The sequence below is a fragment of the Gordonia sp. JH63 genome (assembly GCF_009856645.1).
Lineage (GTDB): Bacteria > Actinomycetota > Actinomycetes > Mycobacteriales > Mycobacteriaceae > Gordonia > Gordonia hongkongensis.
In genome coordinates this window covers 412,799-434,011 of sequence record NZ_CP047235.1, presented here as the reverse complement: position 1 = coordinate 434,011, position 21,213 = coordinate 412,799, and the positions used below count along the sequence as shown (strand labels likewise).

18 protein-coding genes, 1 tRNA gene and 1 pseudogene are annotated in these 21,213 nt (G+C 67.5%); 8 read left to right on the top strand and 12 right to left on the bottom strand.

The genetic code is table 11. From position 1 onward, the window contains the following. The first annotated feature begins 4 nt into the window (after window positions 1–4). From GR168_RS01900 to GR168_RS01890, 3 genes are all read left to right on the top strand, one after another. Entirely contained in the window at window positions 5–601 is a 597-nt protein-coding gene (locus GR168_RS01900) for a TetR/AcrR family transcriptional regulator (protein WP_238994994.1), read from the top strand. A gap of 101 nt (window positions 602–702) precedes the next feature. Continuing rightward, the gene (locus tag GR168_RS01895; protein ID WP_238994993.1) at window positions 703–1,179 is read left to right on the top strand and encodes a hypothetical protein; all 477 of its coding nucleotides are present in this window, start codon (window positions 703–705) and stop codon (window positions 1,177–1,179) included. A 73-nt stretch (window positions 1,180–1,252) separates the two neighbouring features. Further along, window positions 1,253–2,989 (top strand): SulP family inorganic anion transporter, encoded by a 1,737-nt coding sequence (locus GR168_RS01890; protein WP_159369872.1) that lies wholly within the window; start codon window positions 1,253–1,255, stop codon window positions 2,987–2,989. A 24-nt stretch (window positions 2,990–3,013) separates the two neighbouring features. Here GR168_RS01890 and GR168_RS01885 read toward each other — a convergent pair whose 3' ends face one another. From GR168_RS01885 to GR168_RS01870, 4 genes are all read right to left on the bottom strand, one after another. Then, window positions 3,014–4,336: a helix-turn-helix domain-containing protein gene (locus GR168_RS01885; RefSeq protein ID WP_159369871.1), complete on the bottom strand. Its 1,323-nt coding sequence runs from the start codon at window positions 4,334–4,336 to the stop codon at window positions 3,014–3,016. Continuing rightward, window positions 4,333–5,754, bottom strand: a complete 1,422-nt coding sequence (locus GR168_RS01880) for an NAD(P)/FAD-dependent oxidoreductase (protein WP_159369870.1) — start codon at window positions 5,752–5,754, stop codon at window positions 4,333–4,335. Before GR168_RS01880 ends, GR168_RS01885 begins: the two co-directional genes overlap by 4 nt. Then, window positions 5,751–7,613: a DUF3556 domain-containing protein gene (locus GR168_RS01875; RefSeq protein ID WP_159369869.1), complete on the bottom strand. Its 1,863-nt coding sequence runs from the start codon at window positions 7,611–7,613 to the stop codon at window positions 5,751–5,753. Before GR168_RS01875 ends, GR168_RS01880 begins: the two co-directional genes overlap by 4 nt. A 127-nt stretch (window positions 7,614–7,740) precedes the next feature. Beyond that, window positions 7,741–9,207 (bottom strand): AMP-binding protein, encoded by a 1,467-nt coding sequence (locus GR168_RS01870; RefSeq protein ID WP_159369868.1) that lies wholly within the window; start codon window positions 9,205–9,207, stop codon window positions 7,741–7,743. Window positions 9,208–9,478: 271 nt separating this feature from the next. Between GR168_RS01870 and GR168_RS01865 the strand changes: the two genes are divergently transcribed. Beyond that, window positions 9,479–10,984: a sigma factor-like helix-turn-helix DNA-binding protein gene (locus GR168_RS01865; protein ID WP_159369867.1), complete on the top strand. Its 1,506-nt coding sequence runs from the start codon at window positions 9,479–9,481 to the stop codon at window positions 10,982–10,984. Between the two features lie 28 nt (window positions 10,985–11,012). Here the strand turns inward: GR168_RS01865 and GR168_RS01860 are convergent, their stop codons facing one another. After that, entirely contained in the window at window positions 11,013–11,699 is a 687-nt protein-coding gene (locus GR168_RS01860; protein ID WP_238994992.1) for an AMP-binding protein, read from the bottom strand. Window positions 11,700–11,990: 291 nt separating this feature from the next. Between GR168_RS01860 and GR168_RS01855 the strand changes: the two genes are divergently transcribed. Both GR168_RS01855 and GR168_RS01850 read left to right on the top strand, forming a co-directional pair. Next, window positions 11,991–12,659 (top strand): MspA family porin, encoded by a 669-nt coding sequence (locus GR168_RS01855; protein WP_159369866.1) that lies wholly within the window; start codon window positions 11,991–11,993, stop codon window positions 12,657–12,659. 47 nt (window positions 12,660–12,706) lie between these two features. Then, on the top strand, window positions 12,707–13,387 hold the full coding sequence (locus GR168_RS01850; RefSeq protein ID WP_238994991.1) for an MspA family porin: 681 nt from the start codon (window positions 12,707–12,709) through the stop codon (window positions 13,385–13,387). 63 nt (window positions 13,388–13,450) lie between these two features. Here GR168_RS01850 and GR168_RS01845 read toward each other — a convergent pair. The 5 genes from GR168_RS01845 to GR168_RS01825 all read right to left on the bottom strand — a co-directional run bounded on the left by GR168_RS01845 (window position 13,451) and on the right by GR168_RS01825 (window position 15,418). Beyond that, window positions 13,451–13,541, bottom strand: a tRNA-Ser gene (locus GR168_RS01845). A 77-nt stretch (window positions 13,542–13,618) separates the two neighbouring features. Then, window positions 13,619–13,828 (bottom strand): CsbD family protein, encoded by a 210-nt coding sequence (locus GR168_RS01840; RefSeq protein ID WP_058250988.1) that lies wholly within the window; start codon window positions 13,826–13,828, stop codon window positions 13,619–13,621. Between the two features lie 170 nt (window positions 13,829–13,998). Then, window positions 13,999–14,268 (bottom strand): hypothetical protein, encoded by a 270-nt coding sequence (locus tag GR168_RS01835; RefSeq protein WP_159369864.1) that lies wholly within the window; start codon window positions 14,266–14,268, stop codon window positions 13,999–14,001. A gap of 123 nt (window positions 14,269–14,391) precedes the next feature. Next, window positions 14,392–14,856 (bottom strand): nucleoside deaminase, encoded by a 465-nt coding sequence (locus GR168_RS01830; RefSeq protein ID WP_203235883.1) that lies wholly within the window; start codon window positions 14,854–14,856, stop codon window positions 14,392–14,394. A gap of 19 nt (window positions 14,857–14,875) precedes the next feature. Further along, entirely contained in the window at window positions 14,876–15,418 is a 543-nt protein-coding gene (locus GR168_RS01825; RefSeq protein WP_058250986.1) for a tRNA adenosine deaminase-associated protein, read from the bottom strand. Window positions 15,419–15,496: 78 nt separating this feature from the next. On the opposite strand from GR168_RS01825, the gene GR168_RS01820 reads away from it, so the two are divergent. Next, window positions 15,497–16,471 carry a prephenate dehydrogenase gene (locus GR168_RS01820; protein WP_078111845.1) on the top strand — a complete coding sequence of 325 codons (975 nt, stop codon included), beginning with the start codon at window positions 15,497–15,499 and terminating at the stop codon, window positions 16,469–16,471. Window positions 16,472–16,903: 432 nt separating this feature from the next. Here the strand turns inward: GR168_RS01820 and GR168_RS01815 are convergent, their stop codons facing one another. Both GR168_RS01815 and GR168_RS01810 read right to left on the bottom strand, forming a co-directional pair. Then, a complete protein-coding gene (locus tag GR168_RS01815) occupies window positions 16,904–17,458 on the bottom strand; it encodes a putative glycolipid-binding domain-containing protein (protein ID WP_078111979.1) in 555 nt (184 codons plus the stop codon). A 160-nt stretch (window positions 17,459–17,618) separates the two neighbouring features. Then, window positions 17,619–18,404, bottom strand: a complete 786-nt coding sequence (locus GR168_RS01810; protein ID WP_159369863.1) for a hypothetical protein — start codon at window positions 18,402–18,404, stop codon at window positions 17,619–17,621. A 588-nt stretch (window positions 18,405–18,992) separates the two neighbouring features. Here GR168_RS01810 and helR point away from each other — a divergent pair. Continuing rightward, window positions 18,993–21,088 (top strand): annotated as a pseudogene (gene helR, locus GR168_RS01805) (RNA polymerase recycling motor ATPase HelR). The last annotated feature ends 125 nt before the right edge of the window (window positions 21,089–21,213 follow it).

Here is a 21,213-nt window from a genome sequence, read left to right as displayed (position 1 = left end):
TCATGTGCCTGCCGAGACCACACCCTCGACCGTGGAGTGGACACCCAAGGCCCGACTCATCCTCGTCGCGGCCTCGGCACTGTTCTACGAACACGGCATCCACGCCGTTGGCGTCGACTCGATCGCCGCTGCCGCAGGCGTCACCAAACGAACGCTGTATGACCGCTTCGGTTCCAAAGAGCAACTGGTCGTCGAGTATCTGCGTGCCCGCAACGCCGCCTGGCAAGAGTTCCTCCGGTCCCGACTGGACGCCGCCGATGCGTCGCCGAGCGCACAACTCGCAGCGATCTTCGACGCCACGCGGGACTGGTCGGCGGACCGCGGTCACAAAGGGTGCGCGATGATCAACGCGCACGCCGAGATCAGCGATCCCGGGCATCCCGCGTTCTCGATCATCGTCGGACAGAAACACGAGCTACGGGACCTCTTCGCCTCGATCGCGGCGAAGGCCGGCGTGCCCGACTCGCACACACTGGCACAGCGACTGTTCATCCTCCACGAGGGCGCGCTGGTGACCGCCGGGATGGGGGTCGAGCCGGGAGCTCTCGACGCGGCTCGCGATTTCGCACTCGAGATCTTCGACGGCCAGCAATCGAATTGATGAACTCTTAGCGCCCGGATGCGTTCCCCAGCAACATGATGCGGAGTACATCTGATGCGGTGACCTTGTTCGACATACTGCCCTCTCTGAAAGGCGTCACCGTGACCAGATCGTTCGACACCGCGACGTGGGGAACACCGTTACGCACCGTCGGACCGGACGTCGTCGCCGGCGACCTGTCCCTCCGCGCAGAATCGCTGCACCGCAAGATCGCGTTCTACCTCGATGCCGACGGCGAGCCCGTCTGCCAATCCCTGTGCCCGGCCGGGGTGTTCTTCCCGACACTGGTCACCCGGATCACCTCTGCGGTCGTCACCCACGACCGCGTCGTCGTACACATCGACGCCGCCCTTCCGCTCCACTCCGCGCTGCTCGACGTCGCCTTCCCGGGGTCACATCTGGCGGGTGCGGCCATGGTCGACATCACCGTCGTCGACCTGTCCCGGCATCGTCGCACCCTGCACGCCGAAGCCCCCGCCCATCTCACGGTCACCGGCACCATCGCCCTGGCTCTGTCGCCCGTGATCCCGACGCGGGCAACGGACCCGCGAACCGCCTCCCGGTCGGTAACCGCCTGACACGATCGCAAACGCCACGACGACTACTGGGCAAAGAGAAGCCGAAACCGCCGCCAGGGCTCATAATCGCCTGATGCAACCGGAAACGGTCTCACGGTTCCTGCCCGGATTGGGAGTGCTCCGCAGCTACGAGCGGTCGTGGCTGAAGGGTGACATCGTCGCCGGGATCGTCCTGACGGCGTTGCTCATTCCCGCCGGCATGGGGTACGCGGAAGTCGCTGGGTTGCCACCGGTCACCGGCCTCTACGCGACCGTCATACCGCTGCTCGTCTACGCCGTCGTCGGACCGTCGCGCATCCTGGTCCTCGGCCCGGACTCGTCGCTCGCCCCGATCATCGCCGCGTCGATCATTCCGCTCGCCGCCTTCGACGAGGAGCGGATCGCGCTCGCCGGCGTTCTGGCCATCGAGGTCGGCCTGGTTCTCCTGATCGGCGGCTTGCTCCGGCTCGGATTCGTCACCGACCTGCTGTCCAAGCCGATCCGCATCGGCTACCTCAACGGCATCGCACTTGTCGTCGTGCTCAGCCAGCTGCCCAAGCTGCTGGGCTTCAGCGTCGACGGTGACTCGGTCATCCAGGAAGCGATCAACATCGTCAAGGGTGTCGCGTCCGGCGAGGCCGAACTGCTCCCCTCGGCCATCGGGATCGCCTGCCTCGTCCTCATCTTCGCGCTGAAGTTCTGGCGCAGGGCCATTCCGGGCGTGTTGGTGGCCGTGGTGGCATCTATCATCGCGGTGGCAGTGTTCGGCTGGTCCGACGATCTGCCGGTCGTCGGCGCCATGCCGCGCGGGTTCCCCTCACCGTCACTGGACGGCGTGACCCTCGACGACGTCATCAGCCTCATCGGCCCGGCCGTCGGTATCGCGCTCATCGCCTTCGCCGACACCAGCGTGCTGTCAAGGACTTTCGCCGCTCGCGCCGGCGACACGGTCAACGGCAGCCAGGAGATGGCGGCCATCGGCACCGCGAACATCGCGACCGGGTTCTTGAGCGGATTCGCGATCTCGGCGTCGTCGTCCAGGACACCGGTAGCCGAACAGGCCGGGGCCAAATCGCAATTGGCCGCCGTCGTCGGGGCACTCCTCATCGTCGTGTTCATCTTTGTCGCACCGGGTGTCACCGCCTATCTGCCCTCGGCCGCGCTGGCCGCCGTCGTGATCGCGGCGGCCATCTCGTTGATCGACATCTCGGGCGTCGTGGCACTGTTCCGCGCCAACTGGGTCGAGGGCGCGCTGTCGATCGCTGCCTTCCTCGGCGTCGCGCTCATCGGTGTCCTGCAGGGCATCCTGGTCGCGATCGGGCTCTCGTTCATCGCGTTCGTGAACCTGGCCTGGCGCCCGTACCGGACCGAACTCGGCCGCGTCCCCGGACTCCGCGGCTATCACGACGTGACCCGTCACCCCGAGGCGGAGCGCATCGAGGGCGTCCTCATCGTCCGGTTCGACGCACCGTTGTTCTTCGCCAACGGCGGCATCTTCGACGACTACGTCCGCGGCAAGGTCCGCGACGCGCGAGCTGCGGGACGGGAACCGCACACCGTGATCATCGCCGCAGAGCCCATCGTCGACATCGACGCCACCGCGGTCGACGAGCTCGTCGAGCTCGACGACTACCTCCGCAGCCACGACATCACCCTGGTCTTCGCGGAGATGAAAGATCCGGTGCGCGACCAGCTTCGACGCTATGACCTCCGCATCGACGGCAAACCCAGGTTCGACGACTCGCGGTTCGCGCCCACGACCGGAGCGAAGATCGACGAGATCACCGGACAACTCCGACGGGACATCCAGACGTCGAACGACGGCGCCTGACACCGCGACATCGGACACCGACGCTCACCGCGTGAGGATCACCGGCCCGAGAAACTCGCACACCGTCAGCGCCAGAGCGAGATCCAGGCGATCGCGGTCCGCCGGGACCTCGGCGAGCGCCTTGCCGACGCGATACTTCACCGTGTTGCGGTGGAGGTTGAGCCGTTCAGCGGTGTGGAGGTGGCTTTCCTTGGTGGCGAAATACACCGACAGCGTCTCCCGCAGCATGTTCGCGTTCGGGAGGTCCTCGGCGAGTCCGCCGAGGACTTCGTGGACCCACGCCCGCGTCGACTCGAGGTCCTGCGCCAGCAGGGACACCACGGCCACACCTCGGTCGCCGAATCCGATCACCCGATTCGCCGCACCACCCGGCATGGTCGCCACCGAGTAGGCGGCGAGTGCCTGCTCGTGGGTTCTCCGGAAACCCCGTGCCCCGGATGCGGGAAGGCCCACCGCGACTCGGATTCCCGCCGGCACGGTCGAGCGCACCGCGGTCACCGACGAACCGTCGGTGACGTCCCGTCCGACCAGTGGAATCCAGGCCCAGACCGTCGACCGGTCGATCGCGGTGACGATCGGCGGGGAGCCTCCGCCCAACCGGGTACCGAGTTCGCGGGCCGCGTGGGTGAGCGCGACCAGTTCGCGGGGTTCGTCGTCGAATGACCACAGGATGAGCGCGAGGTGCCTGCGGTCGAGCGCGTAACCGGTCTCGGACTCGAAGGCCCGCTCATCGGATTCGGCGCCGTCGAGGAACGAGTGGATGGCCGCTGATTGCACGTTGCCCTCGACGCCGAGCCACCGTCGGCGTTCGTCTTCGTACGCCTCGAACACGTACAGGGAGATCCAGTCGATGTATCCGGACAACACATCGGAGATGTGCCGGGCCAACTCCATCGACTGTCCGGCGTCGAGGGCGAGATCCTCGACCAGTCGGTAACATTCACGCATCACGCTGTTCTGCCCGAGATGGTAGGCACGCACGAGCGAGTTCGACGGCACGTCCCGTTGCGCCAGACGCAGCGCGTATTCCACTGCGGCGGTGGTCGGTTGCAGGTGTTCGATCGGAATGTCGTTCGCCAGGACGTGGATGATCGTCGAGACGTTGCCGTGCACGCTCGCCTCGAGCAGCTCCACGAGCTTGGGATCGGTGTCGAGCTGATCGATCTCCCGGGCCATCATGGCACTCAACTCGGAGACGATGTCAGACACGTTCTCCTGCAAGTTCTTCGCGATCACGGCGGCCTGCTCGAGCAGCTCGGACCCGGCCGCCGCGGGGACTCCGGCCAGCCGGTCACGCGCGGCGTCCCCCGCTGTCCACAGCGCACGCGACGATCGCGAGGCGGTCATCGTCGCGACCGTGCGTATCGCAACGCCGACTCGGCGGCGTGGTATCCGCACAACCCGTGGATACCGGCACCGGGTGGACTGGCCTGAGAGCAGATGTACACGCCCGGTACGCCGATCGCGTACGGATCGAGCGCGGCACGGGGTCGCAGGACCATCTGCAGGCCGTCGTTCGCTCCGCCGATGATGTCCCCACCCGCGAAGTTGGCGTTCGACGAGTGGAGTTGTTCGGTACTCGTGCCGGTCGTTGCCACGATCCGGTCGCGGAATCCCGGTGCGAATCTCTCGATCTGCGCGACGATCTGCTCGGTGGCATCGCCGTCGAAACCTCGAGGGACATGCGCGTACGCGTAGATCGGATTGATGCTGCCCGCACTGCGACCGGGATCGGCGATGTACTGCTGACCGAGCAGGACGAACGGCCGTGGGACCATCACACCGGCCGCTCGCTGTCGCTCGGTGTGGGCGATCTCCGCGAAACTCCCGCCGAGGTGTACTGTCCCGGCCCGCAGGCAGTCCGGATTCGACCACGGGATGTCCCCGTCGATCGCGAAGTCGACCTTGTACGCCGACGACCCGATCCGATAACGCCGGTACGCGCGGCGAATTCGAGCCGGCATCTCGTCACCGAAGATCGAGAGCACCTGCGCCGGGGACAGGTCCAGGAGTGTGATGTCCGCCCGCGGCAGGTCGGCACGCGAACTCACCCGGACTCCGGTCTCGATCTTGCCGCCCGAATCCCGCAGAGCGCCGACGATCGCCGCGGTGATCGCTCCCGAACCGCCCTCGGCCACCGGCCATCCGTAGCGGTGCCCGCTCGCGGCGATCATGAGCCCGAGTGACGCGGTGAGCGGACGGTCCAACCGGGAGAACAGGTGTGCCGCGATCCCACCGTACAGCGCACGGGCACGCTCGGTACGGAACCAACGCGCGAGCACGGTGGCCGGCAAGATGGCTCGCGGGCCGAACGATGCGAGGCGAATCGGGTGACCGGGCACGTGCACGACCGGGCGGAGCAGGTCGTCGCCGAGATCGTCGAAGTGCTCGGCCAAGTCACCGAACATCGACTGCCAGCGCGATCCGTCGGCGCCCAGTCCCGCCGCGGTGGCACCGATCGACCGGAACAGCAGTCCGGCGTCGCCGGAATCGAGAGGGTGCGCGCAGTCGGCGTCGGGCCACTTCCACACCAGCCCGTACCGCTCGAGACCGACCTCCGCCCAGAACGGCGATCCCACGCCCAGCGGGTGGAAGGCCGAACAGTGGTCGTGGATGACGCCCGGGACCGTCAGTTCGCCCGACCGGGCCCCGCCACCGACGACCTCGGCCGCCTCCAGGACCTGCACGTCGACACCGTTGCGCGCCAGGTGCAGAGCGGCGGCGAGCCCGTTGGGCCCGCCGCCGACCACGACAGCTGTGGTCACTGCGGCGCCTGATCGGTCAGCCGGACCGGTGTCGCGCTGCGGTCCTCGGAACGCATCTTCGGTTCGTGCACCACCTCAGGATCGGTGACGGCGCGGCGAGCGTCAACGTCGAGAGTCCAGTCGACCTGGAACGGGATGGGCCCGTTGGGCAGCCACGGCTGCTCGTTCACCGCGTCGACCACCCGGTAGGTTCCGGTCTCGATGACGCCCAGCGCCGCATCGATCACCTTGAACCGCTGTGTGCCCCGGTGAATCGGCTGGGACTCGATCCAGGCCACCGTGAACTCGCCCGGCGCGAAGCCGCACCGCTTCTGCAGCGCCGCGATGAGCCGTTCGTCGTGGAGATGTCCGTCACCGAAGTTGAAGGCCACCAGCGAGTTACACGAGAACTCCGCCTCCCTCAGCGTGTAGGTGTCGATGTCGGCCCCCAGATGACGGGTCATCAGCGAGTACAGCGCGCGCCCCTGGCTGTGCATCGAACGCCAGGCCAGCAGCTGGTGCATCACGACATCGGCGACCTCGGCCGGGTAGGAAGCGAGGAGCTGGGTGCGGGTGTTCTTCGCGGGCCGCACGATGTGCTGGTCGAGCTTCTCCTCGGCGCCCGGCGCGAAAGCCCACGTGGCCGACGCCCAGTTCCCCGCATACTGGCGCATCGACGGGAGGAACGAGACCAGGTCCGGACGGAGGTTGCCGAGCACGGGGAAGAAGCAGAGCGCGGCGGCGATCAGCACCATCGCCCATGGCGCCGACGTGTCGGACAGCGCGTAGCCGTCCCAAGCCGGGAACCCGAGGAACAGGAACACCGAGGCGTATGCGAAGAGCAGGTTCCATTCGAGCGGCACGGCCAGTGGGAACGTCGACAGGATGAAGAGGTGGAAGGACACCATCAGGACAACCGCGGCCACGGTGAGCCACTTGCTCGTGGAGAACAGCAACACCAGTGGGGTCACGACCTCGACGATGGTGCCCAGGACGTGTCCGACGCCGCCGGCCAGCTTCGACGGCCGCATGTCCTCGGGGAAGTCGCGATAGTGCGCCCGCTTGATCTTCTTGCTCGGCAACCACGGGGTGTTCGACAGCATCGGCGGGATCACCATCGAGAAGTGATGCCCCAGCTTGGAGATGCCGGCACCCACCCACACCGACACGATGAGCAATTTGAGCGCCAGGATCATGTCGACGAACGGGAGGACGCCGAAGAAGATCATCGCCGGGAGATACTGCTCAGAGCGAGCCGCGATGAAGATGACCTTGTCCCGCAGGCCGATCACGACGAACAGCGTGATGAGGGGGTACATCAGGACGGGGTTCACCAGTCCCTGGTTGTCGGCCACCACCGAGTCCAGCGAGTTCGACGCGATACCCGGGAGTGCGATCGCGACAGCAAGATTCGCAAGGATGAGCGCGTAGACCGCGATGTCGAACGCGGTGCGGGAGTCCCCCTTTGTGAAGGGCACCTTGCCGGGCCACGGTGGGAGCCGGATCGTCTGTGGCCGCAGCCAATACAGGAAGCCGCCGGTCATCGGTTTGAAATGTCCGGCCAGCGGCCCCCACGACCCTCCGATGCCCAGGACCTCCACCAGCACGGTCCACAAGACCAGCTTCTGATAGACGATCGGCTGGTTCCACCACTCGGTCACGTGCAGTGGGTTGAGTCCGGACGTCAGCGTCGCGAGGACGATCCCGACACCGCCGTAGAAGACGAAGACTTTCATCAGATAGATCAGATGGACCATCTTCGGCGTGCCGAAGCCGTGATCGGCCCAGTGTGCTCCCAGCACGCGGATCCGATCGAAGAACGGCCGCTGGAGAAATGTCTCCGGATCCACCTGGGGAAAGTCTGGTTGTGTGAGTCCCATTGGTGCGCACTCCTTGTCGTGTGGTTGGGTCGGTTGTGGTGTGTGGGACCGGCGTCGCCGGTCGCGGCGCGCGGGCCCCCGGCTCGGCGTCCGCCGCGGGACGTCGAGATAGTGTCGATCAGGGGGATCAGATGGGCTGCGGACTGCGGAGACCGGACCGCAGCGCCGGTTTGTCGATCTTCCCGACCGGATTGCGTGGCAGTCGGTCCACGACGTGGATCGTGCTCGGCTGCTTGATTTTTGCCAATCGCCCGACGAGGTGGTCGGCCAGCTTCTCCGCGTCGACACCACGGTGTGGGTAGGCGACGACGAAGGCGACGGGCAACTCACCGTAGAGTTCGTCGGGTGCGCCCACGACCGCGCACTCGAGCACGTCGGGATGCGTCGCGAGCGCGTTCTCGATCTCCTTGGGATAGATGTTCTCCCCGCCGCGGATGATCAGGTCCTTGATGCGGTCCACCAGGGTGAGGTAGCCGTCCTCGTCGAGGCGGCCCACATCGCCGGTGTGCAGCCGGCCGCCGACGATGGTCGACGCGGTCGCCTCCGGTCGATTCAGGTAGCCGCGCATGACATTCGGACCACTGATGACGACTTCACCGATCTCACCCGTGGGTACCTCCGTGCCCTGTTCGTCGACGATGGCGATCCGCTGCCCCGGAAGCGCCGGGCCCACCGTCCCGAGTTTGCGTACTCCGACGACCGGATTGCAGGCCGACGCACAGGTGCCCTCGGTCAGGCCGTAACCCTCGACGACAGGTATCCCGAAGGCGCCCTCGACCCGGCCGAGCAGTTCTCTCGAGATCGGGGCGGCCCCGCAGACCGCGAACCGGAGAGACCCGGTGGCCTCGGCTGTCAGACCTTCCTGCGACACGAGGAGCGCGTAGATGGTCGGTACGGCGGAGAAGTATGTCGGGGTGAGCCGTGCGACGTCGTCGAAGAACCGTGACGGCGAGAACTTCCCGGTGATGCTGAGCTGTCCGCCCGCGAGCATCGGCGCCAGGAAGCTCACGCAGATGGCGTTCACGTGGAACAGCGGCAGCACCAGGAGGGCATGGTCGGCAGCGGTGAGACCGAAATGCGTGACCATGGTCGACGCCATGTAGTGCAGATTGTCGTGCGACAACCGGACACCCTTGGGCCTGCCCGTGGAACCGGAGGTGTAGATGAGCAAGGCGTCGTCGCCGGCGGCCGGTGACAGTGAGCCCCGCCAGTCCGCGCTCGGCGCCGTCGCCAGTTCCTCCACGTCGAACCGGGCACGGTCGGACCCCAGTTCTGCTGCGCGGGTCCCGATGACGACCCGTGCTCCCGAATCCGCCAGCTGGTACTCGGCTTCCTCCGGGGTGAATGCCGGGTTGACCGGAGTGGCGACCGCGCCGATCCGCCATGCCGCCATCAACGTGACCAGAAGTTCGATCCGGTTGGGCAGAAAGGTCGCCACGACGTCCCCGGGTCGAACGCCAGCACGGCCCAGTTGTTCGGCGACACCCTCGACGCGACGCGCGAAACCGGCGTAGTCCAGGGCGACCACGTCGTCGCGAACACACGGAGCGTCGGCGCGATGGGTCAGGTCCCATGCGAAGTACGTGCTGGTCACCGGGCTACCTCCGAAATCGTCGTGGTCGATGTGATCCAGAACACTATGAAATCGAGGGGCGAACGGAAACGGTCGCGGAGGCCAGACTTCGTCCGGACCTTTGTGCTCGGGGGACAATCCGACACCGGACGTCGTCGGTCCGGTCGAGCTCTGCGTGCGCGGGGTCCCGGTAGCGTGTGAGGTGCTCCGCGCAGGCCCTCGCGAGCGTTCGGCGAACCCGAGGCGGGCCACCGTTGCACGACGTCACCCGACCGCCGAGAAAGCACCATCCATGACCGCGCACGCCAACGGACCCTTACCGTCGAGACGGTCGCCGGACGACGGACGCGCGCTCGACGCGGTCACCGCCTTCGACGCCGGACTGTCCGACCAGGAGCGGCGGGTGCTGACCGAGCGCGTCTACGCTGCCAACCCTCGCACCCAGTCGGAGGTCGCCGACCTTCTCGGGTTGTCCCGCGAGCGAGTCACCCAGATCGATCGCTCCACACGACACCGCCTGCGCTCGTTGATCGAGGCGGACCCGGCCCTCGCCGACCTGTCGGCGATGATCAACCGCCGGGCCGCTCCGGTCGCGGACGCCGCTGCGCTCATAGCCGACTCGACGCTCGCCGGGACTCCGGTGGGCGGCGTCGAGGCCCCGTGCTGGCGGGTGGTGGCCGCGGCGTCGGGTCTGCGCACGAGCGAGAACTGGATCATCCGGGGCAGCCTGCGCTCGGTCGCCGAGTTCACGAAGTCGGCGGTCGAGGCGGCGGCGCGCCCCGGCGAGGCGGCTTCGGTCATCACCATCGCGGATCACCTGGGCCTGTCCGGAGATTCGGCCGCACGGTGGCTACTGCGGGCGGGATACGAACTACTCGACGGCCACGCGATCGCCGCCCGGTCGACGACGGGCGAGATCGTCGTCGCAGCGCTCTCGATCCGCGGCGCGCCGTTGACCTTCGACGACATCATCGACGCGACTTCGGCGATCCCGCGTGCCCACAACAGTATTCGAAACGCGCTCGCCTCGGACGAGCGTATCGTCAGAACCGACCGCACCCGCTACGGCCTTGCCAAATGGGGCCTTCCACGATACGAGCCGGTCCATCTGCAGATCGATGCGATTCTCTCCGACCGTGACGGGGCCGTGCCCCTCGACGACGTCATCGCGACGATCCGCGGTCGTCACGACGTCAGCGAGGCCACAATCCGTTCGTATGCCGGTGCCGGCGAATTCCAGATCCGCGACGGCATCGTCACCCGACGCGAACGACCACATCGGCCGCGGCGGACGCCGGGACGAACGCGCGGACTGTACCGCGAAGACGACGTCGTGCACTGGTCGACGACGATCACTCCCGCGCAGTGTCGCGGAACGGGTTTCAACATACCCAGCGCACTCGCCGGCCTTCTCGGCATCGGCCCCGGTTCACCGGTCACACTCGAGACCGAGCTGGGCACACAGGCTTTCACGTGGGCATCGGTTCAGGCACGATCCGGCTCGATCAAGCGGTTCATCGATGAGCTCGAACTGGAGCCGGGTACGCCCGTGTTTCTCGACTTCGGGCCGCACACCTTCGCCGTTCGACGGGCCGAGCACGCAACCGCGTCGTCCGCCGCGGACATCCTGACCCGGATCGGGCGGCGACCGACCCGGCTCACCAGAACCCGACTCCTCCAGGTGCTCGCCGAATCACTGTGGTTGCCATCGAAATCCGGCATCGACGAGGTCGTAGAGCTCCTCGGCAGGCGTCGCGAGACCGACCTCGCGGACCGAGTCACGGCCGCACTGCGCTGAGCATCGGGCATCGGTCATCGGGCATCGGTCAGCGAGTGGTCGGGGCACCCCAGTGGGGCTCGCCGTACGGGGCGTCGACCGCGACGCATGCACCGGCCGACGCGCAGGCGAGGATCCGGACCATGGTGTCGCGAGTACCGAGATCGCCTTCGAAAGACACATACTCGCCACGACGCAGCCCGACGTCTGCCACCATCCGCTCCGCCTCGGCGATGAGTTGGCCTGTGGCGTCTTGTGATCCGTCGCCGAGGTCGACGACGAGGCCGCCCTCGTTCCGGAGCATGTCCGCCGTCCGGAGTGCAGCGAGGACGAACTCGTCGCCGACGCGGTACATCTGACGACAGTGCTTCCGGGGCACGGCGGCTTCGACCAGATCCTCGACCTCGATGCATTGGTCGACATGAGCAAGCACGAAACCGATCTCGCACGAATGCGCCGGTTCGCACGATGGGCCGAGGACGATCGGAACCGTGACGGCGTCGACCTCCAGCAAGGAATGCCAGGCAAGCACGAACTCCCAACCCGTGCGGATCACGAGGCCCACCCGACTGCCCGCGCGGACCCCGCAGGAGACCAGTTGCTCGGCCATCCATTCCACGGACTCGTAGAACCGTTCGAAGTCGATGACGGCGTCACCGGTGTGCACCGCGGGCAGCGAGCCATGGGTGTCGTGGGCGCCGCTCAGCGGCGAACATGAAGCCGACGTCTGACTCACACATCCCCGTATGTGTAGCGAGTTCGTCTGCCGTGCAGCCGAACTCGTAGAACTCGCGGGCGGCTCCGCCGGCTCGCACCGGCATGAGACCCTCGCCTTGCAGAGGTTAGGCTACCTTTACCAGGCGGGTCGGTGTCAACCCCCTACATAGTTTTTCACTCATCTCATATTTAGGGTACGTTCACCTACGATCCCACCCTGCCGCACTGTCGGGCCTCCCCCTGCGATGAGTCCCGACGCGCATGCGACACCCCGTTTCCGAACGGGTAGATGACACGAGGAGAGCACGAGATGACACAACGAACCCTGCGGGCCGTCGGACTGTCCGCACTCATCGGCGGATCGGTCACTGCCGCGCTGCTGGCCGGCGCCGCGTCGGCGGGTGCAGATGCATTCGTCCGGCTTCCGGGCGGCACCGCGAAAGGTGAGGGCATCCAGATCGTCCGGTCCGAGGAGAGCGCGCGGGTCTCGGCGTCGATGGCCGCCAACGGGGTGTCCAGGACCACCTGGGTCAGCGGTCAAATCACCTTGTACGCACCGAATCTCAAGCCCGCCAAGGCAGGACCGAGCGTCGGCGCGGCCGGCGAGACGACGCTGCCCGGAAGCAACGGAACCGCGACGAACGGCGCCGCCGCCACCCTGTCCACCGGTTACATCATCGGGTGCCAGGTGAACATCAAGGGCCTTCAGGGCGGTCTGTCCGGATCGCTGACCCCGACCGCACCCTCCCTGTCGGGCACCCTGACCGTCCCGCTGGCCGCCGGCGACGTCACGTTCGTGGTGTTGAACACCAAGAACATCGAGAAGGCCGGTACCTACCACCTCGGTTACGACGACGCGCAGATCGACGTGCAGAACTGCGGCGGATACGCCCAGGCGCGAGCATTCACCACGATCGAGACCACCGGCGAGGTGCACCAGAAGGTGAACCTCTACGGCAAGCCGTTCTCCATCGGCTGACCGCGAACCCGTTGCCCACCACCATGACCCGCCGAATCGGAGCTCCCATGACCGTCGCCAAGCGCCGCACCGCGCGCACCCGGATCATCGCGTCCACGACCGCAGTCGCCTGCGCGGCACTGATACCCGTCCTCGATGCCGCACCCGCACACGCCGACACCACCGTCCAACTCCCCGGGCAATCCGTCACGAAGAAGTTGAAAGACGGTACGACGGTGACCATCACGCGCAGCAAAGAGTCCGCGCGGATCACCCCGTCGATGGGCGCCACGCCCCTGCACCGCAACGCCTGGGTGTCCGGCAAGTATGTGGTGACCACGTCCGACCCGGCCGCGAAGATCGGTGTCGGCGCCGGCTACATCGTCGGCTGCCAGCTGACGCTGGGCGGTAACTCGAACAGCAGGGCCGGCGCGACCGCACCCGACTTCGACCTCCAGAGCGCGACCACGACGGCCGAGACCGGCGCCGGCGTGACCATCGGGCCCGGCCAGGCGGTCAACTACGTCATCAACGACCGTGAGTACAAAGACGCGTTCGGTGCCGCCGGCCACTCGTCGTCGATCAGCTTCTCCGGCGGCAAGGGCACGCTGGCGTACACCAACGAGACCATGATGGTGAACGGCTGCGCCGGTTACGCGCAGGCCCGGTCGTACGCCAAGGTGAGCATCACCACCGACAACGTGTCGCAGTCGATCGCCGTGTACGGAAAGCCGTTCAGTATGGGCTGACCGACCACCGCTCTCCCAGAGATGCGAAATGGCCCCCCATCCGTGAGGATGGGGGGCCATTTCTGGCGGTGGCGGAGGGATTTGAACCCTCGGTACGGGGTTACCGCACACAGCATTTCGAGTGCTGCACCTTCGGCCGCTCGGACACGCCACCGCCGAAGACTGTACCGCAGACCCGCGGTCAGACTTAAATCGGCTGCTCAGGCGGGCTTCGTCGAGCGGCCAGCTGCATCAGTGGCCGGTCAGCTTGTCCTTGACGTCGTCGATCTTGCCCTTGACTGCGTCGGCGGCGTCGGTGATCTTCTGCTTGCCCTCGGCCTGCGCCTGGTCGCCCTTGCCCTCGTTCTTGAGGTCCTGATCGTCGGTGAGGCTGCCGGCAGCTTCCTTGCCGCGACCCTTGAGCTCTTCGGCCTTGTTCTTGGCGTCGTCCGTGGTTCCCATGAAGCCTCCTCGGTGAGGTTCGGCGCGGCCGGGTGCCGTCCGATGTGGAAGAACTCGGCGACGACCGACGCGCCGGCTGCTCGACACTGGCGCCGCCTGGGGAGCGGACTCCCGCATCCCACCGTGCCACAGGTGTGCGCTGAGCTGCATGACCGCAGCTCAGCGACCTGTCAGCGGCTGTTGAACTTCTGGGACACCTCGTTGATCTTGTCCTTGGCGGTACTGAACGCCTCTTGGACCTTCTCGTTCTCGGCGAGATCATTGAGCTTGTCCTTGGCGGTGTCCAGCGCGTCCTGGACCTGCTTGCTCTCGACGAACTCGTCGATCTTGTCGCGCGCGGTACCCAGCGCCTTCTGGACCTTGCCGCTCTCGGCGAGCTCGTTGATCTTGGCCTTGGCGGTGTCGAAGGCCGCGGTCACCTTGTCGGACGGATCGGTCATGATTACTCCTCGCGGATCGGGGATGCTGACGTCCAATCTGCCAGGACCGCCCGCCGCCGACCACCGGTCCGCACCCTGAGATCTCACCGATCTTGGCGTCTCACGACCCCGAGACGCGTGCGTTCACGGGTGTCGTCGGGTGGCGAAGAAGTCGACCATGAGTGCGCGGCACTCGGCTTCGAGGACGCCGCCCTTGACCTGGGGGCGATGCGCCAGCCGTGGATCGCGGACGACGTCCCACAGCGAACCGACGGCACCGGTCTTGGGCTCCCACGCCCCGAAGACCACGGCGTCGACCCGGGACAGCGTGATCGCTCCGGCACACATCGTGCACGGTTCGACGGTCACCGCGATAGTGCATCCCGGGAGCCGCCATCCATCACCGAACGCCCGCGCCGCGGCACGCAAAGCAAGCACCTCGGCGTGGGCCGTCGGATCGGAATCGGCCTCGCGACGGTTGGCGGCGCGGGCCAGTTCGACGCCCTCGGGGTCGAACACGACTGCCCCGATGGGTACGTCGTCGGTCCCCGACAGTGCCGCCGCGTCGAGCGCGGAGCGGACCATGGCCTCCCAGGCGGGCGCACTCATCGCGCGGCTTCGTGCGGGCTCAGTGGCCGAGCGAGTCGAGAACCTTGCCCAGCTCGTCGGCGAAACCGAGCCGCGCCGCGATCATGCCGAGCTGTTCGTCGGCGTACAGATCGGTGTCCCCGACGATGATGCTCATGACCGCGTCGGGCAGTCCCAGGTCCGCGAGCAACCCGAGGTCCCCTTCCTCCCACGGATCGATCTGATCGAGCTCGTCCGGATCGATGTCGGGGACCTCGATGTTGAGGGCGTCCAATGCGTCGACCGCGATGTCGTAGTCGACGGATGCGGTCGCATCGGAGATCAGGAGACGCGCCCCAGTCGGCGACGGGCGGACGATGATGAAGAACTCGTCGTCGACGTCGAGGAGCCCGAAGACCGCGCCCGCCGAACGCAGCTCACGCAACTGGGTCTCGGCGTCCTCGAGATCGGAGAGCGCCGACGGTTTCATCGCGGTGACCTTCCAACCGCTCTCGTCGCGGACGACCGCCACGGCGAAACCGTCGATGTCGTCGTCCACGTCCTGCGCGTTCGACCCCGACTTCCCAAATCCGGCACCGGCCATGCGACAAACCGTAGCCCCTATCACCGGTACTCCCAAGTCCCGGTTCACCGGGCATGACCGGTATGGGAACGTGTCAGGGTGACTGCCGCGCCGTCGTCCCCAGCTGTCGCCCTTCCCACGCCGGTCTGTGTGCTGGGTCTCGGCCTGATCGGCGGCTCGCTGCTGCGGGCCCTGCACGACGCCGGGCACGAGGCGTTCGGCTACAACCGGTCGGCCACGACCGTCGATGCGGCCATCGGCGACGGGTATGACGCGTCCGCGGATCTTGTTGCGACGCTTCGGCGCGCGGCGTCGTCGGACGCACTGCTCGTGCTCGCGACACCGGTGACGACGATCGGCCCCCTGGTGACGGCCATCGCCGAGAACGCGCCCGGGCTCCTGGTCACCGACGTCATCAGCGTCAAGCAGGAAGTCGAGCGCCTACTCGCCGATCTGCATCCCGGAGGTCGATACGTCGGCGGGCATCCGATGGCCGGGACCAGTTCGTCGGGCTGGGCGGCAACCGACGCCACCCTCTTCGACGGGGCCATGTGGGCGGTCACCACCACCGATCACACCCCAGCCGACGACTGGCTCACGGTGGCCGCGCTGGCCGTGACGGTCGGCTCGCGAGTGGTGCCGGTCGCACCCGACGCGCACGATCGGGCGGTCGCCGCGATCTCGCATCTGCCACACCTGACCGCCGCGGCCACGGCCGCCGTCGGGGCCGGTGAGAGCGACCTCGCCCTACGCCTGGCCGCCGGCAGCTTCCGGGACGGCACCCGGGTCGCCGGCACCGCACCCGCCCTGCAACGCGCGATGATCGAGGCCAACGGCATCGCCGTGCTCAACGTCCTCAGCGAGACCATCGACCGCCTCACCGCCGTCCGCGACGAACTCCGCGACCACGGAACCGCCGAAGTGCTGGTCGACGACGGGCACCGCGCGCGGAAGGCGTACGAGCAACTGCATTCCGGCGCCGCGGAGGTGATCTCCGGGGTGACGGTCGGCGACGACGGGTGGCAGCAGGAACTACGCCGTCAGGCCCATCAGGGCCGGGTGTGGGTGGGCTGAAGGCCGCGGACCACGAGACAACTGCACGGTCGTGCCGCCTCCCCGACCTGGCAGCTGCTCCCTAATCCGAAAGAACGACCTGCCCCCTGCTCCCTGAGGAGCGCCCGGAGCTTGCGGAGGGCTACCCCCCTCCGCTCCCTGAGGAGCGCCCGGAGCTTGCGGAGGGCGCGTCACGAAGGGTCTTCGCAACCCGACTCACCAAGACCCTTCGTGACGCTCGCAAGCTCGCTCCTCAGGGAGCAGTAGAAGGGCTCGCACGTGCACAACGGTTCTTTCGTGATCCACGACGGCTGCCAGGCCGCAGTTGCTGAGGTGCGAGCGAAGCGAGCCTCGAAGGGTCTGGCAGGGTGCCTCACCAGGCCCTTCGAGGCTCGTCGCTTGCGCTACTCGCACCTCAGGGATCAAGAGTTGTGCGGGTGTGTTTCTTTCGTGTCAGACCCGGCGTGCGAGACCCGGGTAGTCGACGACGAAGTTGTTCTCGTCCACGGTGATGGTGGTGGTCGCAAGCGGCGACACCACACGGAATCCGTCCGTGCCCGGGGTGTACGACATCGTCGCCGGCTTCACGTCTCCGCTGGGCAGGTACATGTAGGCGACGGGGATCTCGACCGCACCGGGAGTCGCCGCCGAGAGGGCACGTCGCCGGATCGGCAAGGCGTTGAACATCGGCGACAGAGCGAGGTCCACGTCTTCGGCGCCGTCGAAGTCCGAGCGGGTGGTCTCACCATCGGGACGACGGATCAGCCACGTGCCCTCGTCGTCGCGCGTGATGCCGAACTGCGTCTCACCGTCAGTGCGTACCAGGTGAACGGTGAGCCGCTTGACCACACCGGCATCGGTGGTCTGCAGTTCGTAGGACGCGGAGAACGCCTCGTGGTCGGCGGTCGCCGCGGCGATGATCCGTCCATAGGCCTTGAGTCGTGCGCCGGACACGACCAGGCGGACCTGTTCCAGTCGATCGGTGTCTTCGCCTCGCCACGTGAGCATCGTCTTGAACTCGTCGTTGGTGGCGGAGGACTGACCGCTGTCAGGGGCTGTCTGCGGAGAACTCACGTGACCACGGTAGCGAGCAACCGCCCCGATCACACATCGGACGACCTGGTCACCCGACCGATCACCCGGTCCGGGACCCCGAAGATGTAACCGTTCAGGCGATACAGGACGCGGTCCGGCGGGCCGATGACGGCGTCACGGTGTCTTCGACCACCACCTCGCCCGCCACCGTGATCGAGCAACTCACCGAGCTACCCGTTCCCGCGATGACCAGGAGGCGCAGCGGGTTGACCCCGCCGGTGAACTGGACGGTCCACGGATTCGTCGGGGCGAACTCCGAGCGCAGGCCGTTGTTGTCAACGTAGAGGATGGTGGCCTGCCCGTCGATGGTCGCCTCGTAGGTCACCGGTTTGTTCTGCGGATCGATGCGCTCACCAGGTTGGCCCGGAAGCTGCTGTCCCGGGTCGGGCGGGGTGAGGCTGGGTGGTTCGAAGGTGCGTGGGATCGGCATGGTGTCGGTGACCGGCGGCGAGTCGGCGAAGCGGTCCTGCGGTGCCTCCTCCCGCAGCCCGAGGAACCCGACGAAAGCCACCACGAGCAGCACCACCACGCCCAGGGTCAGGATCAGGGTCGCGGTGGGCACCTTGCGAATGCGTGAACCCGGTCGGCCGTCGGCGCTTTCGGCCTCTCGCTCGGCGGCCGCGACGCGTTCGGCCTCGGCACGCTCAGCGCGCTCGGCCATGGTGAGCTCGGTGTTGGTCGGCTGGCCGGGGCGGAACATCGGGGTCCCGTCCGCGGCGTACCCGAGCGGCGGATAGAGCTGCGGTGCGACGGGTTGCCCGTAGAGATCGCGAGGCGACCCGCCGGTCTGGCTGCCGCCTCCGTCGCGGCGTCGAGGGTCGTGAGCGCCGGGGTTCGGCCCCCCGTACGGCTGTCCCATCGTCGGCCTCCGGTCGGATTCTCGAGCGTCGTCGTCGACGCGGCGCGGCCTCAACCGAACCTACGGTTCGGCTCGACGCCGCGCGTCATTCCCTCTCCGACCTTACGGCGCGAAGTCGGGAGCCCACCTCGACGATCGGAAAACCGCAGGCCACGACGATGCCGCGACGACAGCGAACCAGTCGGTCGAATGAGCCCGAACACCGATGACGGAGATGGGGAAACCGTGGCCGCGCTGCCGCCCCACCCCCGTGCCCCTCGGGGGCGGCAGCCCCCTGACAGGCCCCACCGAAAAGAGTTCACCGTAGTGAACTGAAAGTACTTTCACATACAGCACCGCGGGCGGCAACAGCTGCGCGGACGTCCAGGACAAGTGATATCGGGGTCCGTTTCACCTGCGCACCCGCCGATCTCTGCCCCTTTCACCATAAGACCTGGACAGGGGCTTGCCGCAAGCCGCCCTTTCTGGTGCAGAATCGCTGTCTCACCTGCGACGACCACCCCTGCCACCTGCTGATTCGGAGTCATCTCTGTGCCCCCAGTCCCCGAAACCCCAGTCCCCGACACCGCGACGTCAACGTCCACCGCGGTGTTCGCCCTCCCCGACAGCCTGTCCCCGAAGAACGATCCGGCCCTCGTCACCGACGACACCCGACACTTCGCCTCGATCACCACGAACCTTCGACGCAACTTGGCCGACGCAGACGAGCGCCTGCAGCAGCTTCGGCGCGAAGCCGGTGGCAGGGGTCGCCGGGCCGTCGACGCGACATGGAGATCCACCAGCTCGGCGCACGCATCCGATCGCTGCGGCGGTTCGGCCTCGACCTGTGCCTGGGTCGGCTGGTCCGCGACGGCGGGGAGATCCTCTACATCGGCCGGCTCGGGCTGACCGATGCCGCCGGCGAGACCCTGCTCGTCGACTGGCGCACCCCGCTGGCCGCGCCGTTCTTCGCCGCCACCCGCCGCGACCCGATGGGACTGGTGAGCCGACGCCGCTACCGCTGGACCCACGGCCGGAGCACCGACTACTGGGACGAGGTCTTCGTCGACGACCCCGCGGTGCTCGCCTCCCACGCGACGCTCGACGAGCAGTCCGCGTTCCTCGCCGACCTCGGCGCCAGTCGTTCCCCGCGCATGCGAGATGTTCTGGGCACCATCGCCACCGATCAGGACGCGATCATCCGAGCCGACTCGCACGGGACCCTCGTCGTCGACGGCGGGCCGGGAACCGGCAAGACCGTCGTCGCGCTGCATCGTGCCGCCTACCTCGTCTACGCCGATCCGCGCCTCGCCGGTCATCGGGGCGGGTTGCTCGTCGTCGGACCTCATCGGCCGTACCTCGCCTACGTCGCCGATGTGCTGCCGAGCCTCGGCGAGGAGAGCGTCCAGACGTGCAATCTCGCCGATCTCGTCGTCGAAGGTGATTCGGCGACAACCGAAGCCGACGTCGACGTGGCACGGTTGAAGTCGTCGGCTCGCATGGTCGAGGCGGTCGAGCCGGCGGTGAAGTTCTACGAACAACCGCCGACGACGCCGTTCGTGGTCGAAACACCCTGGACGGAGACGACTCTGACCGCCGGCGACTGGGCGGACGCCTTCGACGCAGCCGAGCGCGGAACCGCACACAACGAGGCGCGGGACGAGGTGTGGGAAGAACTGGTGTCGATCATCGCGTCGCGACACGACGACGACGTGCCCCAGCACGCGCTGCGTCGTGCGTTGGCGGCGAATGACGAACTCGAGGCGGCCTTCTCGCGGGCGTGGCCGATCCTGGACGCCGCCGAGATCGTCGGTGACCTGTGGTCGGTGCCGGCCTTCCTCCGCATGTGTGCGCCGTGGCTGTCGCCCGGCGAGGTACGTGCACTCCAGCGCAGCGTCCCCGACGCCTGGACCGATGCCGACCTGCCGATCCTCGACCGCGCCCACCGCCGGATCGGGGACCCGGCAGCGTCGGCCCGACGTCGCCGGCGGCGCGCGGACCTGACGAGGGAACGCGAGCGGATCGACCAGGTGGTCGACGATCTGATCGCCGCCGAGGTCCACGACGACGGCGAGGGACTCATGACGATGCTCCGGCACGAGAACCTGCGCCACCACCTCGGGGACGGGTCGGTGAGCGAGACCGCCCGCCCACTGTCCGGGCCGTTCGCACACATCGTCGTCGACGAAGCGCAGGAACTCACCGACGCCCAGTGGCAGATGCTGATCGACCGTTGCCCGTCGAAGAGCTTCACCGTCGGCGGCGACCGCGCGCAGGCACGACGCGGATTCCCCGAGTCGTGGGCAGAGCGACTTCGTCGCGTCGGTCTGCGCGACGTCACCTCGGCGGGACTCACGATCAACTACCGGACCCCGGAAGAGATCATGGATGCGGCCGCCCCCGTCATCCGCGCGGCGCTCCCCGACGCGAACGTGCCGACTTCGGTTCGGCGCGCGGGCATTCCGGTCACCTACGGCGACCGCGCAGGCCTCGACACGGTGGTCGACGACTGGACCTCGACGCATCCGGACGGAATCGCCTGTGTGATCGGCGAACCCGGCTTCGCCGGGACCGACCGCGTGCGGTCGCTCACCCCCACCCTCGCCAAGGGGCTCGAGTTCGACCTCGTGGTGCTCGTCGACCCCGACGACCGCTACGTGTCGATGACCCGGGCGACTCAGCAGTTGGTGATCCTCCGCACGTAGTGGTGGCGCCGGCGATTGGGGTAGTGCCGTACTCGTGTCTACGTCCCGGACCTCGGCGAGGATGGATGACAGCACCGGCACCTCGTCCACCCACCCAGGGTTCCGGTGCACACAGAAAAGGGCCC

Excerpts from the sequence above, each read along its gene's own strand:
- GR168_RS01830 (WP_203235883.1), bottom strand. The coding sequence starts at position 14,856 with ATGAGTGCGCCCGCCTGGGAGGCCATGGTCCGCTCCGCGCTCGACGCG.
- GR168_RS01815 (WP_078111979.1), bottom strand. The coding sequence starts at position 17,458 with ATGCTCACGTGGCGAGGCGAAGACACCGATCGACTGGAACAGGTCCGC.
- GR168_RS01810 (WP_159369863.1), bottom strand. The coding sequence starts at position 18,404 with ATGGGACAGCCGTACGGGGGGCCGAACCCCGGCGCTCACGACCCTCGA.
- GR168_RS01890 (WP_159369872.1), top strand. The coding sequence starts at position 1,253 with ATGCAACCGGAAACGGTCTCACGGTTCCTGCCCGGATTGGGAGTGCTC.
- GR168_RS01865 (WP_159369867.1), top strand. The coding sequence starts at position 9,479 with ATGACCGCGCACGCCAACGGACCCTTACCGTCGAGACGGTCGCCGGAC.
- GR168_RS01840 (WP_058250988.1), bottom strand. The coding sequence starts at position 13,828 with ATGGGAACCACGGACGACGCCAAGAACAAGGCCGAAGAGCTCAAGGGT.
- GR168_RS01825 (WP_058250986.1), bottom strand. The coding sequence starts at position 15,418 with ATGGCCGGTGCCGGATTTGGGAAGTCGGGGTCGAACGCGCAGGACGTG.
- GR168_RS01885 (WP_159369871.1), bottom strand. The coding sequence starts at position 4,336 with ATGACCGCCTCGCGATCGTCGCGTGCGCTGTGGACAGCGGGGGACGCC.
- GR168_RS01855 (WP_159369866.1), top strand. The coding sequence starts at position 11,991 with ATGACACAACGAACCCTGCGGGCCGTCGGACTGTCCGCACTCATCGGC.
- GR168_RS01875 (WP_159369869.1), bottom strand. The coding sequence starts at position 7,613 with ATGGGACTCACACAACCAGACTTTCCCCAGGTGGATCCGGAGACATTT.
- GR168_RS01850 (WP_238994991.1), top strand. The coding sequence starts at position 12,707 with ATGACCGTCGCCAAGCGCCGCACCGCGCGCACCCGGATCATCGCGTCC.
- GR168_RS01835 (WP_159369864.1), bottom strand. The coding sequence starts at position 14,268 with ATGACCGATCCGTCCGACAAGGTGACCGCGGCCTTCGACACCGCCAAG.